This window comes from Tenacibaculum soleae, assembly GCF_001693415.1.
In the GTDB taxonomy this organism is placed as follows: Bacteria; Bacteroidota; Bacteroidia; order Flavobacteriales; family Flavobacteriaceae; genus Polaribacter; species Polaribacter soleae.
Map to the genome: position 1 here is coordinate 20,122 of NZ_MAKX01000024.1, position 15,213 is coordinate 35,334.

At 30.8% G+C, this 15,213-nt stretch carries 15 protein-coding genes; 4 read left to right on the forward strand and 11 right to left on the reverse strand.

Translation table 11 applies throughout. The annotated features are described in order from the left end of the window. Positions 1 to 59: 59 nt before the first annotated feature. Complete coding sequence (locus BA195_RS11200; protein ID WP_068705503.1) at positions 60 to 701, forward strand: protein-L-isoaspartate(D-aspartate) O-methyltransferase; 642 nt, start codon at positions 60 to 62, stop codon at positions 699 to 701. A 53-nt stretch (positions 702 to 754) separates the two neighbouring features. Here the strand turns inward: BA195_RS11200 and BA195_RS14455 are convergent, their stop codons facing one another. From BA195_RS14455 to rlmD, 9 genes are all read right to left on the reverse strand, one after another. After that, positions 755 to 916, reverse strand: coding sequence for a hypothetical protein (locus BA195_RS14455; RefSeq protein ID WP_176714996.1), 162 nt, complete (start codon positions 914 to 916; stop codon positions 755 to 757). Between the two features lie 18 nt (positions 917 to 934). Next, the gene (locus tag BA195_RS11205) at positions 935 to 1,795 is read right to left on the reverse strand and encodes a substrate-binding domain-containing protein (protein ID WP_068705505.1); all 861 of its coding nucleotides are present in this window, start codon (positions 1,793 to 1,795) and stop codon (positions 935 to 937) included. Further along, on the reverse strand, positions 1,796 to 2,665 hold the full coding sequence (locus BA195_RS11210) for a nucleoside phosphorylase (protein ID WP_068705508.1): 870 nt from the start codon (positions 2,663 to 2,665) through the stop codon (positions 1,796 to 1,798). Further along, the gene (locus BA195_RS11215) at positions 2,666 to 3,610 is read right to left on the reverse strand and encodes a DUF1835 domain-containing protein (protein ID WP_068705510.1); all 945 of its coding nucleotides are present in this window, start codon (positions 3,608 to 3,610) and stop codon (positions 2,666 to 2,668) included. It abuts the gene before it with no gap. A 147-nt stretch (positions 3,611 to 3,757) separates the two neighbouring features. Then, the gene (locus BA195_RS11220) at positions 3,758 to 4,081 is read right to left on the reverse strand and encodes a translation initiation factor (RefSeq protein WP_068705512.1); all 324 of its coding nucleotides are present in this window, start codon (positions 4,079 to 4,081) and stop codon (positions 3,758 to 3,760) included. 2 nt (positions 4,082 to 4,083) lie between these two features. Then, positions 4,084 to 5,031: an isopenicillin N synthase family dioxygenase gene (locus tag BA195_RS11225; RefSeq protein WP_068705513.1), complete on the reverse strand. Its 948-nt coding sequence runs from the start codon at positions 5,029 to 5,031 to the stop codon at positions 4,084 to 4,086. 60 nt (positions 5,032 to 5,091) lie between these two features. Further along, on the reverse strand, positions 5,092 to 5,790 hold the full coding sequence (locus tag BA195_RS11230) for a DUF6048 family protein (RefSeq protein ID WP_068705515.1): 699 nt from the start codon (positions 5,788 to 5,790) through the stop codon (positions 5,092 to 5,094). Beyond that, complete coding sequence (locus tag BA195_RS11235) at positions 5,771 to 6,250, reverse strand: DUF6452 family protein (RefSeq protein ID WP_068705517.1); 480 nt, start codon at positions 6,248 to 6,250, stop codon at positions 5,771 to 5,773. The genes BA195_RS11230 and BA195_RS11235 overlap by 20 nt, the downstream gene beginning before the upstream one ends. Positions 6,251 to 6,256: 6 nt before the next feature. Further along, a complete protein-coding gene (rlmD, locus tag BA195_RS11240) occupies positions 6,257 to 7,708 on the reverse strand; it encodes a 23S rRNA (uracil(1939)-C(5))-methyltransferase RlmD (protein ID WP_068705519.1) in 1,452 nt (483 codons plus the stop codon). Positions 7,709 to 7,877: 169 nt separating this feature from the next. Here rlmD and rocD point away from each other — a divergent pair, with 169 nt between their 5' ends. Then, positions 7,878 to 9,122: an ornithine--oxo-acid transaminase gene (rocD, locus tag BA195_RS11245; RefSeq protein WP_068705521.1), complete on the forward strand. Its 1,245-nt coding sequence runs from the start codon at positions 7,878 to 7,880 to the stop codon at positions 9,120 to 9,122. A gap of 201 nt (positions 9,123 to 9,323) precedes the next feature. Here rocD and BA195_RS11250 read toward each other — a convergent pair whose 3' ends face one another. Both BA195_RS11250 and BA195_RS11255 read right to left on the reverse strand, forming a co-directional pair. Beyond that, positions 9,324 to 12,299 carry a DEAD/DEAH box helicase gene (locus tag BA195_RS11250; protein ID WP_068705523.1) on the reverse strand — a complete coding sequence of 992 codons (2,976 nt, stop codon included), beginning with the start codon at positions 12,297 to 12,299 and terminating at the stop codon, positions 9,324 to 9,326. 248 nt (positions 12,300 to 12,547) lie between these two features. Next, positions 12,548 to 13,264: an RDD family protein gene (locus BA195_RS11255; protein WP_068705525.1), complete on the reverse strand. Its 717-nt coding sequence runs from the start codon at positions 13,262 to 13,264 to the stop codon at positions 12,548 to 12,550. A gap of 118 nt (positions 13,265 to 13,382) precedes the next feature. Between BA195_RS11255 and BA195_RS11260 the strand changes: the two genes are divergently transcribed. Both BA195_RS11260 and BA195_RS11265 read left to right on the forward strand, forming a co-directional pair. Further along, positions 13,383 to 14,357, forward strand: a complete 975-nt coding sequence (locus BA195_RS11260; RefSeq protein ID WP_068705527.1) for a stage II sporulation protein M — start codon at positions 13,383 to 13,385, stop codon at positions 14,355 to 14,357. Continuing rightward, entirely contained in the window at positions 14,350 to 15,201 is an 852-nt protein-coding gene (locus BA195_RS11265) for a hypothetical protein (protein ID WP_068705529.1), read from the forward strand. Before BA195_RS11260 ends, BA195_RS11265 begins: the two co-directional genes overlap by 8 nt. Positions 15,202 to 15,213 lie beyond the last annotated feature (12 nt).

Here is a 15,213-nt window from a genome sequence, read left to right on the forward strand (position 1 = left end):
AAAGATACAATTTTATACAGATTTATTACTACTTTTGATTTACCGAAATTTTATTATTTGTGATAGATACTACCAAACACCAAGGACTTAGAAATCAATTAGCTGCTGTTTTACAAGCTAAGGGTATTGTTGATAATAACGTGTTAAATGCGATACGTAAAATACCAAGACATTTGTTTATTGATAGTAGTTTTGAAGCACATGCATATCAAGACAAAGCGTTTCCTATTGCTGCTGAACAAACAATTTCTCATCCGTACACGGTAGCTTTTCAATCTCAGGTTTTAGAAGTTAAACATGGAGATAAAGTATTAGAAATAGGAACAGGGTCAGGATATCAAACCGCAGTTTTATTAGAACTAAAAGCAGAAGTATATTCTATAGAAAGACAGCATGAACTGTTTAAAAAAACTTCACGATTTTTACCTAAAATAGGGTATAGGCCTAAGCGATTTATTTTTGGAGATGGCTATAAAGGGTTGCCAGAAGAAGCGCCTTTTGATAAAATTATAGTTACAGCAGGTGCGCCTTTTGTGCCTAAAGCGTTATTGGGTCAAATAAAAATAGGTGGAATATTACTTATTCCGGTAGGAGATAAAGAACAAATAATGACATTATTTATTAGAAAATCGCCAAAAGAGTTTGAAAAACACGAATTGGGTGATTTTAAATTTGTACCAATGTTAGAGAAGAAAAACTAAAAAATCCGCTTGAGAAAGCGGATTTATTGAATTTGAATAAAAGAAACATCAATTTATTCAGCAATCACAGTTGCATCAGCAACAACAATTTCTGATTGATGTTGGTTTTGTTTTGTTTGGTCAGTTTTTGATAAACCACAAGGTGCTGTACTTCCACAAGAAGAAAAACCTATTAAACTAACAACACAAATTGCAATAAATACTACTTTTTTCATTTTTTTGGTTTTAAAAAATCAAATATACATATTTCTAATTAATTCATTAGAGTCTTTCTTCGAATCAATAACGTTAAACCCTATCATTTTATTTTGTATGGTAGTGATTAATTTTTCGTTTACTGGCTCTCCATCATTCCATTCGGTAATAGATAGCCATTCTTGAATATCTTCTAGTTGTTGTTCGTATCTGACTGCTAGTGTTTTATCAATATTATCAATGTTTTTAAAATCGCTTGTACAGTTGTTAACGATGTCTAAAACTTTTTTAACTTCATCAAAATTATTTTCTAATATTTCATTGCGTACCGCAACCACAAAACATGGCCAAGGAGTAGGGCAGTCACCTAAACGTCTAAAAGTATTATTATCAACTAAAGGTTTGGTGGTAAAATGTTCCCACATAAAATAATCAGCTTCATCGTTAGTTAATGCGTCTATACCTCCTTGAAGATCACCAACAACTTTAAATTTTAAATTATTGATATTCCATCCGTTATTATGTGCATTTACAATTGCCATTAAATGTGACCCAGAGCCAAAACGGCTTATAGCAACAGTAGCATTTTCTAAATCTTCAATTTTTTTAAATTTAGATTTAGCACTTACATGAATTCCCCATATCAAAGGACTTTTTACAAAGGTTTGTGTTATTTTAGAAGGATTTCCATTAATAATATCTTTAATAATTCCTTCGGTTAAGACAATAGCAATATCAACTTCTCCAGCTCGTAAAGCTTTACACATTTGACCAGTACCACCAGGGTAGTCTTGCCAACGTAAGTTAATGTTCTGATTGGTAAATTCTTTATTTTTTAATGTGATGTACCAAGGATAATTAAAATGTTCTGGTACACCACCAATTTTTAAGTTTAACATTTACTCAACTAATTTATTTAATGTATATGAAATTAAATCAGCAACTACTTTGCTAGGGTTTTCACTAAAAGTACCGTTTGCTCTATTGGCAATTATAGCGTTCATAGAAGCGGCATTGTGTCCTAATAGTTTTGATAAACCATAAATTGCAGAAGTTTCCATTTCTAAATTGGTGATTTTATTTTCTTTATAACTAAAAGAATCTATTTTGTTGTTTAAGTTGCTGTCTTGCAAAGCCAAACGTAATACTCTTCCTTGCGGACCGTAAAAACCTCCAGCGGTAGCTGTGATTCCTTTAAAAACAACATCAGACATTAATTTGTTCTCCAATTTTTTTCCATTAGAAACAACAATTGGGTAGGCTTTTTTAGCACTCCAATTAGTATGTGCTATAAAAGCTTGTTCAATTTCAGGGTGCTCAATTTCTTCTGTTTGATATGATAATAACATTCCGTTTAAATCAATAGCATGTGAACTTAGCAAAAAGCTATCTACTGGAATGTCAGCCTGTAACGATCCTGAGGTTCCAATACGAGTAATATTTAATTGGGTATGTGTTTCTTTTACTTGACGTGTTTGTAAATTGATGTTAACCAAAGCGTCTAATTCATTTAAAACAATATCAATATTATCGGGTCCAATTCCGGTAGAAATAACAGTTAAACGTTTTCCTTTATAAGTTCCAGTAGCGGTTTTAAATTCACGTTTTTGAGTTGTAAATTCAATATTGTCAAAATGTTGGGTAACTTTATCTACACGGTATTGATCGCCAACAAAAATAATATCGGTAGCAATATGTTCTGGTCTTAAATTTAAATGGTAAATACTTCCATCGGGGTTTAAGATAAGCTCAGAATGTTCAATGTTCATTTATGATGTAATTTTTAGCAGCTTATTTGTAGTGTTTACATATAAGTAGCTGTATTTTTTCGCCCCGCCAAGATACGAAAAATCAGAACGGATTTTACCATAATAATTTGTTTGTTGGTGTAACACTTGTTTTCCTATTCTGCTTAATTTAACAGGGGTAAGAGAAGTAAACATTTTTTTAAGTTGCTCTACTTTATTAAGGTATTGAGAGTCACTAAACCCGTAATTTTTTTGATTACTTAATAGGTTGGTAATGAGTTGGTTTTTGTTGTTAAATTGGTTGTTTTTAACAGTTTTTAAAATGTTGTTTTCTATATGGTTTAATCCATTTTCAATAGAAGGAAAACGTAATAAGTGATGTTTTATAGCTTCTTCTAAGTACTTAAAGGTTGTGTTTGTAGGTAATTTGTAGGCGTTTTCTATTTGTAATGGACTTTCAGAACAATATAATTGCCACATATAATCCGCATATTCAATATCATCTTTGGTTAAGGTAATTTTGTTAGCGTAGTGTTCTTTTAATTGTTGGTCAGAAAGCTCACCTAAACCAACTAATTTGTCTTGATTTTCAATTTTACCGCTACAGACTAATGATATTTGGCGCCCTTGTCTATAACGTTTTAACCAACTAATTATCGCAAGCATGTTTATTTGACAAAACAAATCGTACTCAAACCATAATATAATTTCATCCTGTGCTTTTTCATTACAAAGGTTACGATATTCTTTTACAGTATAATCTATAAATTTTTGCTTAGAAATTTTATAGGAAGATTTTAAAAAGTCGAAACGTGTTCTCCAAAAAAATTCACTACCAACATCGGCAGTAGTTTTACCTTCACATAGCATTTCTCGCCAGGTAATTATTTTACCATCAAGGTTTAATTTTTGAAGTTTTTTGGTTGTTACATCTCCGTTTGTAATATGCAATTTAGGGGAAATCATATTTAAAGGAATTTAATTAAGTTTGATTTTTATACATACTAAACGTTGTTTTTTTTACGTTATTATTAATTAGTTCTTTTTTTTATTATTTTTTATAATATAAAAAACAAAGCGTAAAGAAGAAGTATTCTTTACGCTTTGTTATTGTTAGCCTCCAACACGTTTTACGTTGAATCCTTTATTTTTTAAAATTTCCATTATTTTGTCACGATAATCTCCTTGAATAATTATTTTATCATCTTTAAAACTACCACCAACACTTAATGTTGTTTTTATTTCTTTCGCTAATTTTTTAAAATCTTTTGTAGCTCCATTATAACCATCTAAAATTGTGATGGGTTTTCCTTTTCGTTTTTCATATTTACAAAGTATAGGATCATCTTGTAACCAAATTTCTGATTTTGGTTTTTCCGCTACTTTAGTTTCTTTATGATCTGGAAATAAGTTTTTTAATTGATCGTGTAAATCCATTTTTATTTTTTTAAACCTAATTCACGTAAACGCTCATCTAAAAACTCACCAGCCGTAATGTCTTCAAATTGTTTAGGGTTGTTTTCATCGATACAATTTTCTAACACGTCTAATTTCATATCTGAAACAGGGTGCATGAAAAAAGGAATTGAATAACGTGAAGTTCCCCAAGATTCTTTTGGAGGATTGGTAACTCTATGTATGGTAGACTTTAATTTGTTATTACTATGACGCGACAACATATCACCTACATTAATCATCAATTCATCAGGTTGTGCAACAGCGTCAATCCAATCACCATTGTGGTTTTGAACTTGTAGTCCTTTTCCTTGTGCTCCCATTAATAAGGTAATTAAATTGATATCACCATGAGCAGCCGCTCTTTCGGCTCCTTTTGGTTCTGTTAAAATAGGAGGATAGTGAATAGGACGTAAAATACTGTTTCCGTTTTTTATATAATTGTCAAAATAAGCTTCTTCTAAACCTAAATGTAGTGCTAATGAACGTAATACGTATTTTGCTGTTTTTTCTAACATTTGATAGGTTTGTTTACCTACTTTATTAAAGTTAGCAAGCTCATTAACAGTAACGTTTTCAGGATATTCGTTTGCGTATTTAGAGTCAGCATCTACATATTGACCAAAATGCCAAAATTCTTTTAAGTCCCCTTCTTTTTTTCCTTTAGCACTTTCTTTACCAAATGATACATAACCTCGTTGTCCTCCAATTCCAGGGATTTCGTATTTTTCTTTTATGTTAGTAGGTAAATCAAAAAAGTTTTTAATTTCGGTATATAAATTATCAACTAATTCATCATCTAAAAAGTGCCCTTTTAAAGCTACAAATCCGATATTCTCATAAGCGTCACCAATTTCATTGATGAATTTTTGTTTTCTATTTTTATCATCAGATAAAAAATCTGCTAAATTTACGCTTGGAATTTTATTCATTGTTAATAAGTTTAATTATTTAAAGTGTAAAGTTAGTGAAATCAACTGTAAGCTTTAAAATTACTTATTAACAAATGGAATTAAGTACGAAATAGTGTAATTAAAACCAAAACCTGTATTGCTTTCAAAAACACGATTAAAACCAGGAGCGTATAAGGTTTTAAAGTTTTTTTGATCGTCTAGGCTTAGCATTATTTTATATGAAAAACCTGCGCTTAAAAAAAGGTTTTTAAATGTTTCTACTTTTATACCTAGTTGAAATTCGGTCCAATGAGCGGTTAATCCGGTTTCAGTTAAAGGTGTTTGAGCTGTGTTTGAAGGAAAGTACGGCGTGCCAACATTGGTTTTATAACTATTTAAAGTATGATCAAAAAGAGCAAAACCGTATCGCATCCCTATATAGATTTCGTTATTCATGTCTAACCAATTTTGATAGGCATTAAAGTTGGCTCCTAATCGGATAAAACTTCCTTTAGAGGTTGATGTAGTAAAATCTTCAAAAGTTTTTTCTTCCTCATACCCTAATTCGGTAGCGATATACCATTTTTTAGAAATACGATAATCACCAACTAACTCTAATCCACTATAACTTTTATCTACAATTGCTAAAACAGGCCTACTGATGTCAACTCCTAAACGAAGTCCATATCCAGTTTTATAGGTTATGCTATCTTTTTTAGTTTGAGAGTTTTCTTTTTTTTGTGAGTATCCGATTGCACAAACAAATAATAAACAGATACTAATAATATACTTGTACATGCGCTTTTGTTTGATCGTTAATGTTTGAAATTGTTGAAGTAGATAAATTATCAATCCAGCTAGTATGTGTAATATCTATGTCATTAAATACAACTCTGTAACCACAAGATCGAGAAACATAATCGTCTTCAGTATTGTACTTTATAGTTAACGTAGCTGTTTTATTGTTGCTAGCTAAATTATCATCAGCATTCATTTTTAAAGTATAAACAGTTTCAGAGGCTAAACTATTTAAAGGTATTGCAATACTATCTGTAGTTATACTCGTAAAAAGACTATCTGTTTTACCTTGTGCAATCATAGAAAAGCGTTGTACTTTTTTTAATTCAAATACATCGTCTTTGTCATAAAAAGTTAGTATTAAACTAGGTGTTACAGGGTTTTGAACGCAAAAATCATCTCTTTCGCAAGATGAAAACCCAATTAAACTGATTAATAAGATAAATAAGTATTTTTTCATTTAATTTTATTTTTCAAACAAAACAACCGTTTCAATATGTGCTGTGTGTGGAAATTGATCTACTAAACTAATCTTTTTTAATTGATAACCACAATTTATTAACTCTTCAGTATCGCGCGCTTGTGTTGCAGGATTACAAGAAACATACACCATTCTATCAGCGTTTAAATTGATGATTTTTTTAAGTGTTTTAGGTGCAATTCCAGCACGAGCAGGGTCTAAAATAATTGTTCTTATTTTGTTTTGAAATTGTGGATGCTCGTTTAAAAATTTACCAACATCTGCAGCATAAAACTCTAAACCTTCAATTTTATTTCGTTTGGCATTCTTTTTCGCATCTTCAATTGCCGAGGCAACAATATCTACCCCAACTATTTTAGCGTTTTGACTTCTTGAAGCTAAAATTTGCCCTATGGTTCCTGTACCACAAAATAAATCCATTACCACAGTATTATCAATAGCTTCCTTATTTTCTAAAGCATAATCAATAACTTTTGTGTATAATTTTTCGGCAGATTTAGGGTTTGTTTGAAAAAAGCTTTTCATACTAATTTCAAAGTTTAAGCCTAATAGTTCTTCAATAATTTTATCTTTTCCAGCAATCAGTTCGATACTTCCAGATGTAGCAATGGTTCTATCACCAACTTCATCATTTATAGTATGCAATAAACCAGCTAAACGTTCGCCAAAAATATCTTTTAATAATGTAGCAAATGCTTGCATATCAAATTTAGGTAAATCGTAAGATGTAGTTACTAAATTGAATAGCAATTCGTTTGTTTTATATGATTTTCTTACAACAAAATATCTGAAAAAACCTTCTTTTTTAGGGCCGTGCCAAGGAGCCAAACCCGTTTTTTCACAATATTCACGAATTACTTTTAAGTTGTCTTCAACTTGTGCATCAAACAATCCAGAATCTTTATTTAAATTATCTCCCATCCACCAAACACCACGACGTTTAAAGCCTAAGGTAAAAAAATCAGCATCAGTTTTATTTACTCTATCATAACCGATGGCAGAAAAACCATATTCCATTTTATTTCGGTAATGAAATACATTTGGTGAGGTAATAAATTCATCAAATAAATCGTCAATATTTGCTACTTTACCAATACGTTTAAATAATGATAGCGTACTTTCTTTTTTATATTGATGTTGTAAATCAATCGGTAATTGAATATACGGAGCTCCAGGAATGTCTTGAAAAGGTACTGTAACTTCATCATCAGATGCTTGTAAAACATCCATTAATTTTGCCTCAGCGTATTTTTTGCTCGATTTTTTAATCTGTGCTTTTACCAATTGTCCTGGCAATGTATTGGGTACAAAGACAACAAAACTTCCTTCTTCAGAATGGATTCTTGCAATTCCTTTTCCGCCAAAGGCGTAATCTTCAATTTTTAATTCTAAAACTTGATTTCTTTTAACAAATTTGTTTCGTTCTCTACGTGGCATTTTGTATCATTTATAGGCTTGCAAAATTAGGAAAAGATATTTTATATTTAGTAAATTGCAGCAATTTTAGGGATGATTTCTTTCCCACGCTGAATTTTCGACACTTTTCGAAAGGATAAAGGTAGATAAGGAATGGATTTTATATTCATTAATTAAAAACTTATTAAAAATGGCTGTTTTAGACCAATTAACTTCGCAACAAGCGATTGAACTAGAAAACAAATACGGAGCACACAATTATCACCCATTACCAGTGGTGTTAAGTAAAGGAGAAGGTGTTTATGTTTGGGATGTTGAAGGTAAAAAATACTACGATTTTTTATCGGCTTATTCTGCAGTAAACCAAGGGCATTGTCATCCTAAAATTGTTGGAGCAATGGTAAACCAAGCGCAAACATTAACCTTAACATCGCGTGCTTTTTACAACGATATGTTAGGTAAATATGAAAAATTTGCTACTGAACTTTTTGGTTTTGATAAATTATTACCAATGAATACAGGAGCTGAAGCAGTAGAAACTGCTTTAAAGTTGTGTAGAAAATGGGCGTATGAAGTTAAAGGAATCGATGAAAATGATGCACAAATAGTAGTTTGTGAAAATAACTTTCACGGACGTACAACAACAATTATTTCTTTTTCAAATGATCCGGTAGCGCGTAAAAACTTTGGACCGTTTACAAACGGATTTATTAAAATAGAATACAATAACTTAAAAGCTTTAGAAGAAGCTTTAGCGAGCGATAAAAATATTGCAGGTTTCTTGGTTGAGCCGATTCAAGGTGAAGCAGGAGTGTATGTTCCTTCTGAAGGATATTTAGCAGCGGCAAAAGCGTTGTGTGAAAAACACAATGTATTATTTATTGCTGATGAAGTACAAACGGGAATTGCACGTACTGGTAAAATGTTAGCAGTAGATCATGAAAATGTAAAACCAGATATTTTAATATTAGGAAAAGCATTAAGTGGAGGAGCATATCCAGTTTCTGGTGTATTAGCTAATGATAATATTATGAATGTTATTAAACCAGGGAATCATGGGTCTACTTTTGGGGGGAACCCTGTTGCAGCAGCAGTTGCAATGGCAGCCTTAGAAGTTGTGCAAGAAGAAAGTTTAGCTAATAATGCTGAAAAATTAGGGCAAATTTTTAGAAAAGAATTAGCAGCATTTGCTGAAACAACTGATTTAGTAAAGTCGGTAAGAGGTAAAGGGTTATTGAATGCTGTTTTAATTAATGATACTGAAGAAAGCTCAACTGCTTGGGATATTTGTATACAATTACGTGATAACGGATTGTTAGCAAAACCAACACATGGTAATATTATTCGTTTTGCACCACCTTTAGTAATGACAGAAACAGAATTAATGGAATGTATTGCAATTATTAAGAAAACAATTTCGGAGTTTAAAAAGTAAATTCTTAAATTTTATATATGAAAAAGGAACGGTTTTTAAATCGTTCCTTTTTTTGTAGTAAATAAAAACTGTTTATTAAAAAAGTAAAAAACATTATTAATAGGTATAGCCCCGATTGTAGCGTTTGTTTGAGCTCTTTTTTTGATTTTTCTTCAAAAAAAAGCGAGTGCGAAAAGCGGGAAATAGCTTCAAATAATTATGTTACTTTACCATTTCGTACACGTTTAAGTGCTTTTTTAAGATTCCTGAAGGGGTGTTTTTGGTTTCGTCAAAAATTCGAGTATCGCCAAATAAAATAAAACTTTCTTTAGCTCTAGAAACGGCAACGTTTAACATATTGGGTTTGTTATCTTTTTCGAAAAATAAGGTGCCTTCATCTTGGTTAGAATATACCGAGCTAAACAAAATAATGTTTCGTTCGGCGCCTTGTAAAGCATGCACAGTACCTAATTTAATGTCGTTTACTTTAAAGCCGGCTTCGGTTAATGCTTTTGATAGTTCTCCTTTTTGACTGGCAAATGGCGTAATGATACCTAAAACACTTTCAATAGTATCAACATTATAGGCTTCTTGTATGGTTTCTTTGTTTTGTTGCAGCCAAGTTATAATAGCATTTACTTCGTTTATATTGCAACGACTGTTAAATTTACGTTCGCTAAAACCTTCTACATGATACGCCATCATTGATGGAAAAACTTGGGTGTCTTTTGCTTTTCCTTTCATTGGTTTTAAAATACCGTTATAGGCTAGTTCGTTGCAAAAATTAATGATTTCATCGTTACATCTTCGGTGTTCTAATAAAACCAAACCTTGTTCTTTTTGATTGGCTAATGGGGTTTCAAATTCGCAAGCATTTTGTGCCATTTTCATAATGCTTCCGCTAGAAGCTAAAAAGCCCATTTGATTTAAATAATGCTGATCGTTTTCATTTTGTAGCATGTTTAAACTGGTTAAATTACCTACATCGATTTTAGGCGGAATAGACCAGATGGGTTCTATTTGTTTTAAATCGCCAATTACAAAGGCTTTTTGAGCTAATGAAAATACAGGAATACTAACTTCGGGTGTTACTTGACCAGCTTCATCAATAATTAAAAGATCTAAAAAGTTATATAAAGGTAGGTATTCGAAAATAGGTTTTCCGTTTTCGTTTTCTCCCTGAAATTGGCTATATAAAAAATGGGTTGGCGCCATGTAAAAAGTGGCAACAAAACATGGTGTAAGCATGGCTCTGCGTTTCCATTTTGCTTTAATGGCGTTTTCACCTGTTCCTTTTTCGGTGTTATTTTCAATAACATTTCTTGTTTCGAGTAACCAACGAGCTTCCCAATAATGAACAGCTAAAAGAAAGGATTTATGGCGTAACTCGATATCTAACTCATCATAAAAAAAACGTTGCGTAGTATTGTTGGAGTTTAATTTTTCGTACTCGTTTTGCCACATTTGGGCTTCGGATACAAAAGGAAACCCTTTGATATTATTTTTTACTTTCCAGTTTTTTAATTTTAAATTGGCTTGTAATGCTAAATTTACATTTGCAAGACATTCTTTTATAAAGTTATTTGTTTTTTGATTGTTACTGATAGTACCTTCAGTAATTTTAAAGATTACCTTTGAATCATTGTTTTGATCTTCATTATTAGTTGTAAAATAAAGCTTTACTTGATTGATAAAATCTGTTTGCTTTGCGGCTGATTTTAAATTGGTAAGTATGGTGCGCCACTCTTGAAGGTTTCCAATTTTAAATGCATCTTTTTTTATGTGATTATCTTCATTTAAAATGATGTTATTAAGATAATCAATAGCGCTTATATAATCGCTTGAAAATTGAACACCATCAATTAAAGTATCTTCAATTTTAATAATTTCATCTTGTAAAAATTCACAAACATCTTCTAGTGAATTTGTTTCGGTAGCATAGTAATTACAATATTGGGTTAAAAAATAATATTCGGCTTCGTCTACATATTTTTCATTTTCTAAATTACACAAAGTACCTTCATTACCAAACATGTTTCCTTTTAAAAAGTTAATGTTTTTTAAGGCTTTTTCACTTTTAGAGTTTGAAGGTAAGTAGGTAGCGTAACCGTTAAAGTCAGGTATCCAACGGGCAGCTAAATCTTTTTCGGTGCTTTTAGAATTAATAAAACTATCTATAATATTGGTTACCGCTTGGTTATTGTTAGAGCAGGCCAATATTATGGGAGCATCTTCTCCTTTAATGGCAGCTTTTACAAACTCGGTGGCAACTAAACTTTGTAATAATGTTGTTTTTCCGGTACCTGGAGGACCATTTACGGCTGTAACCGCATTTTCTTCGGCAGTTAAGTATGATAATAAAGTTTTTCGTTGACTAATAGATAAGGGAAACTCGTTAGACATTTGCCCTAAGTGTAAATGATTATAGTTTAAAAAACCTGTATCGGTAACAGCTTCTATTCGGTTTTTAGCAGCCGGATTTATTATTTTTGATAGTATTGGTAATGTTTCTTCGTTTTTTAATAAGTTTTCATACAAAAATAAAATACTTTTTGCAGTAGAAATTTTTGAACTGATAGCAAAATAAGTAAGTTGAAATTTAGTAGTATATTTTTCTACATTATAACTGTATAAATTATGATGGGTAATTGCTGAGAAAATATGATTTATATAATCCCAATATTCGTTCCAAGGTATGGTTTCATCTTCGTACTCAGCCTCTGGAGCTTCCATTTCTTTGGCATCTAAAATAGTATCGATGGCAGCAAAAATAAAATCATTTTTAACATCGGCTATTGGCGTTAAGTAATTACGAACAATTAATGGAAATATATCTTTTGGAGCCGATAATTGTCCAGATCTATTTACAACAGCAGTAATCCAAAAAGGGTGAATAGGGCGTTTATAAGCGGGATTGTCTGTTTGATATTCTAAATAAAAAGGGGCAATTAATATTTTAGTTTCTTCAACTTTATGCCATTTATTACTATCCTTTTTTGTGATTCCTTTTAATCGATTAATACGACGTTCTTCAACATCTAACAATTCATTTGCTTGCTTAGTATTAATAAGAGCATTACTTAAATCGGTAGAGTTTTGATGAAATAAATTCTTGATTTTAGCAATATCGATGGCTAAATTTTCGCTATCTGATAAGCTGTTTTTATAGTATTGTAACCAGTTTTTTTCGTTTTGCATGCGTTGAAGAAATCCTGAATTTATAGGTTGATAAAGAAGGCGAAAATAGGATATTAATCAACCGAAAAAGGACTTTTAATTGTCTTTTTATCAACCAAAAATAAACAAGTTTTTAACTAATTCGTATTTAGTGAAATAGCAAAAGCGATTTGAAAACAGAGAAACATAAAATTTATCTGTTCGAAGATAATCGAAAATTTTGACAGTGTTCTACCTAGCAACAAATGTTTTTAATAATAAAAAGTTATTTACTGCTGCGCGTAATAATGATAATCTTTAATTACTGTGTCTATAAAATCCATTGGAGTTTGCTCAGTAGTAATGTTGGTTATCTCTTTCACTTTTTTACTGAGCTTTACTATTACTTGATGATTTCTTTTTTTTCGAGCATCATGATATACTTTTCTAATGGTATGAATATCATTGTCGGTTAAAAGAGTTACTTGTGAATATATTGGTGTATAATTATCAAGAATATCATTAGCAATGGTATTGCTTAGGGTAATTCTTTTCTTTTCAGAAATGACAGTTGTACTTGCTGCTAAATCGCCTAATCGTTGCCCTTTTCCGTTTAAAAGAATGGTTAAAACAGCAACCGATCCACCAGCCAAACTAAAATCTATAATGCGTAATAACCAGCGCATTAAGTAGCTGCCAAAAGTAGGTTTAGATCCGTCAATTTTTACAACTCTAGTTTGATTAAAGTACTTGCCAGGGGTTTGCCCATTCATTAAAACTTCAAAAAGTAAACTATAAAAAAAAACGGGTAAAGATAATAGCATGTATAAACTCATATATTCCATACTAGGTGCTATATCTAGCATTCCCATTATAAAAAATATGATGATATAATAGCCAACAATGAATAAAAAATCTATTAGGTATGAGCCAATTCGAGTGGTAATATGTGCTACATTTTGATGTATTGAAATATTTTGAGCAGTTTCTATTTGAAAATTGTCCATGAATTAGTTTTCTCTTTTTTTATTGATAGTTCTTATAACTTTTTTTAGTTTAGCGAAGATAAAAATATTCTATGATTAGGGAAGTTTCTTGTAATAATTGCTATAATTTTTTTTCTGAATGAGAGAAGCTGCTTTTGTAAAGAAAAATAAAGAAAAATGGCAGTTGTTTGAAGCTGTTTTATACAATAAAACAGCTATTTCGCCAGACAAATTATCTGAACTATATGTTGAGTTAACTGATGATTTAAGTTATGTAAAAACCTTTTACCCGAAAGGAAATACGTTCGTATATTTAAATTCGATTGCTTCTATTGCTCATCAAAAAATATATAAAACAAAAAAAGAAAGTAAAAATAGATTTATCAGTTTTTTTAAAACTGAGTTTCCGTTATCATTTTACAAACATCAAAAACAACTATTAATTGCGTTTGTTGTATTTGCTTTTTTTAGTTTGGTAGGTGCTTTTTCTTCAGCAAACGATATTGATTTTGTGCGTCTTATTTTAGGAGATAGTTATGTAAATATGACGCTTGAAAATATTGAAAAAGGCGACCCGATGGCGGTTTATAAAAAAGCTAATGAGGTAGATATGTTTATCGGAATTACCATAAATAATATAAAAGTAGCCATGTTTGCTTTTGTTTTAGGGATGCTATTTTCTGTAGGAACGTTATATATTATGATGCAAAACGGTATTATGTTAGGTTCTTTTTTGTATTTTTTTTATGATAAAGGGTTATTATGGGAATCATCGCGAACTATATGGATTCATGGTACCATAGAGATATCAGTAATTGTAATTGCAGGTTGTGCTGGTTTGGTTTTAGGAAACGGATTATTATTTCCAAAAACCTATTCTCGATTAGAATCTTTTAAAAAAAGTATTAAAGACGGATTAAAAATTATGGTAAGTACTATTCCTTTTTTTATCATTGCTGGTTTTTTAGAAGGTTTTGTAACACGTCATACTGAAATGCCAGATTGGTTGGCTATTACCATTATTTTAGTTTCATTAGCCAGCATTATCTTTTATTACGTAATTTATCCAATTCAACTACATAAAAAATTAATTATCAACCAAACTTATGAATAAAGAATACATACAATTTAAAAAAGAAAGAGATTTAGGAGCCATTATTACCGATGCTTTTAAGTTTATACGATTAGAAGGAAAACAGTTTTTTTTAACAATTTTAAAAACAGCAGCAGTTCCTATGTTAATAGCAGTGGCAGCAATGATATATTACATGATGTCTATGTCATCATTAATGTCGCAAGAAGTAAGTGGTGCTTTAGGAATGTTGGCATCAGCATTAATAATGATGTTAGCTTATTTAGTAGCATTTGTGTTTATTAATTTAGCAGGAATGCATTATATAAAGTCGTATATTGATAATAATGGAGTTGTAAACCAAGAAGAAATAGCACGTAATACAAAAGAACGTTTTTGGTCGTTTATGGGCTTTGGTGTTTTATCAGGAATCATACTTTTTGTAAGTGTAATGTTATGTGTGTTTCCTATATTTTATACTTGGACAGTTTTATCGTTAGGTGCCTCGATTTTAGTATTTCAAAATGAATCGGCAACTGATACAATTGGTAAATGTTTTAGCTTTGTTAGCGGGCATTTTTGGGAAACCTTTGGGGTTATTTTTGTTGTGAGTCTTTTGGTTGGAGTTTTAGGCTATATTTTTCAAATACCAGTAATGATATATCAATTTATACAAATGGGTATTGGAATGAGCAGTGAAGATCCAACGGCGATTTTTAGTATTTTTAGCGATCCTATTTATTTGTTATTAAATTTAATATCTATCGTAGGGCAATTAATGTTTTATGCAATAACATTAGTTACCAATGTGTTTATATATTTTGATATTAATGAGCAAAAAAACTTAACAGGAACCATTGAAACCATTGATAGTATAGGTCAATAATATTTTGAAATA

What these genes read in the sequence shown, in the direction of transcription:
- BA195_RS14455 (WP_176714996.1), bottom strand. Translation starts at nt 916, where the DNA reads ATGAAAAAAGTAGTATTTATTGCAATTTGTGTTGTTAGTTTAATAGGT.
- BA195_RS11205 (WP_068705505.1), bottom strand. Translation starts at nt 1,795, where the DNA reads ATGTTAAACTTAAAAATTGGTGGTGTACCAGAACATTTTAATTATCCT.
- BA195_RS11210 (WP_068705508.1), bottom strand. Translation starts at nt 2,665, where the DNA reads ATGAACATTGAACATTCTGAGCTTATCTTAAACCCCGATGGAAGTATT.
- BA195_RS11215 (WP_068705510.1), bottom strand. Translation starts at nt 3,610, where the DNA reads ATGATTTCCCCTAAATTGCATATTACAAACGGAGATGTAACAACCAAA.
- BA195_RS11220 (WP_068705512.1), bottom strand. Translation starts at nt 4,081, where the DNA reads ATGGATTTACACGATCAATTAAAAAACTTATTTCCAGATCATAAAGAA.
- BA195_RS11225 (WP_068705513.1), bottom strand. Translation starts at nt 5,031, where the DNA reads ATGAATAAAATTCCAAGCGTAAATTTAGCAGATTTTTTATCTGATGAT.
- BA195_RS11230 (WP_068705515.1), bottom strand. Translation starts at nt 5,790, where the DNA reads ATGTACAAGTATATTATTAGTATCTGTTTATTATTTGTTTGTGCAATC.
- BA195_RS11235 (WP_068705517.1), bottom strand. Translation starts at nt 6,250, where the DNA reads ATGAAAAAATACTTATTTATCTTATTAATCAGTTTAATTGGGTTTTCA.
- rlmD (WP_068705519.1), bottom strand. Translation starts at nt 7,708, where the DNA reads ATGCCACGTAGAGAACGAAACAAATTTGTTAAAAGAAATCAAGTTTTA.
- rocD (WP_068705521.1), top strand. Translation starts at nt 7,878, where the DNA reads ATGGCTGTTTTAGACCAATTAACTTCGCAACAAGCGATTGAACTAGAA.
- BA195_RS11250 (WP_068705523.1), bottom strand. Translation starts at nt 12,299, where the DNA reads ATGCAAAACGAAAAAAACTGGTTACAATACTATAAAAACAGCTTATCA.
- BA195_RS11255 (WP_068705525.1), bottom strand. Translation starts at nt 13,264, where the DNA reads ATGGACAATTTTCAAATAGAAACTGCTCAAAATATTTCAATACATCAA.
- BA195_RS11260 (WP_068705527.1), top strand. Translation starts at nt 13,383, where the DNA reads ATGAGAGAAGCTGCTTTTGTAAAGAAAAATAAAGAAAAATGGCAGTTG.
- BA195_RS11265 (WP_068705529.1), top strand. Translation starts at nt 14,350, where the DNA reads ATGAATAAAGAATACATACAATTTAAAAAAGAAAGAGATTTAGGAGCC.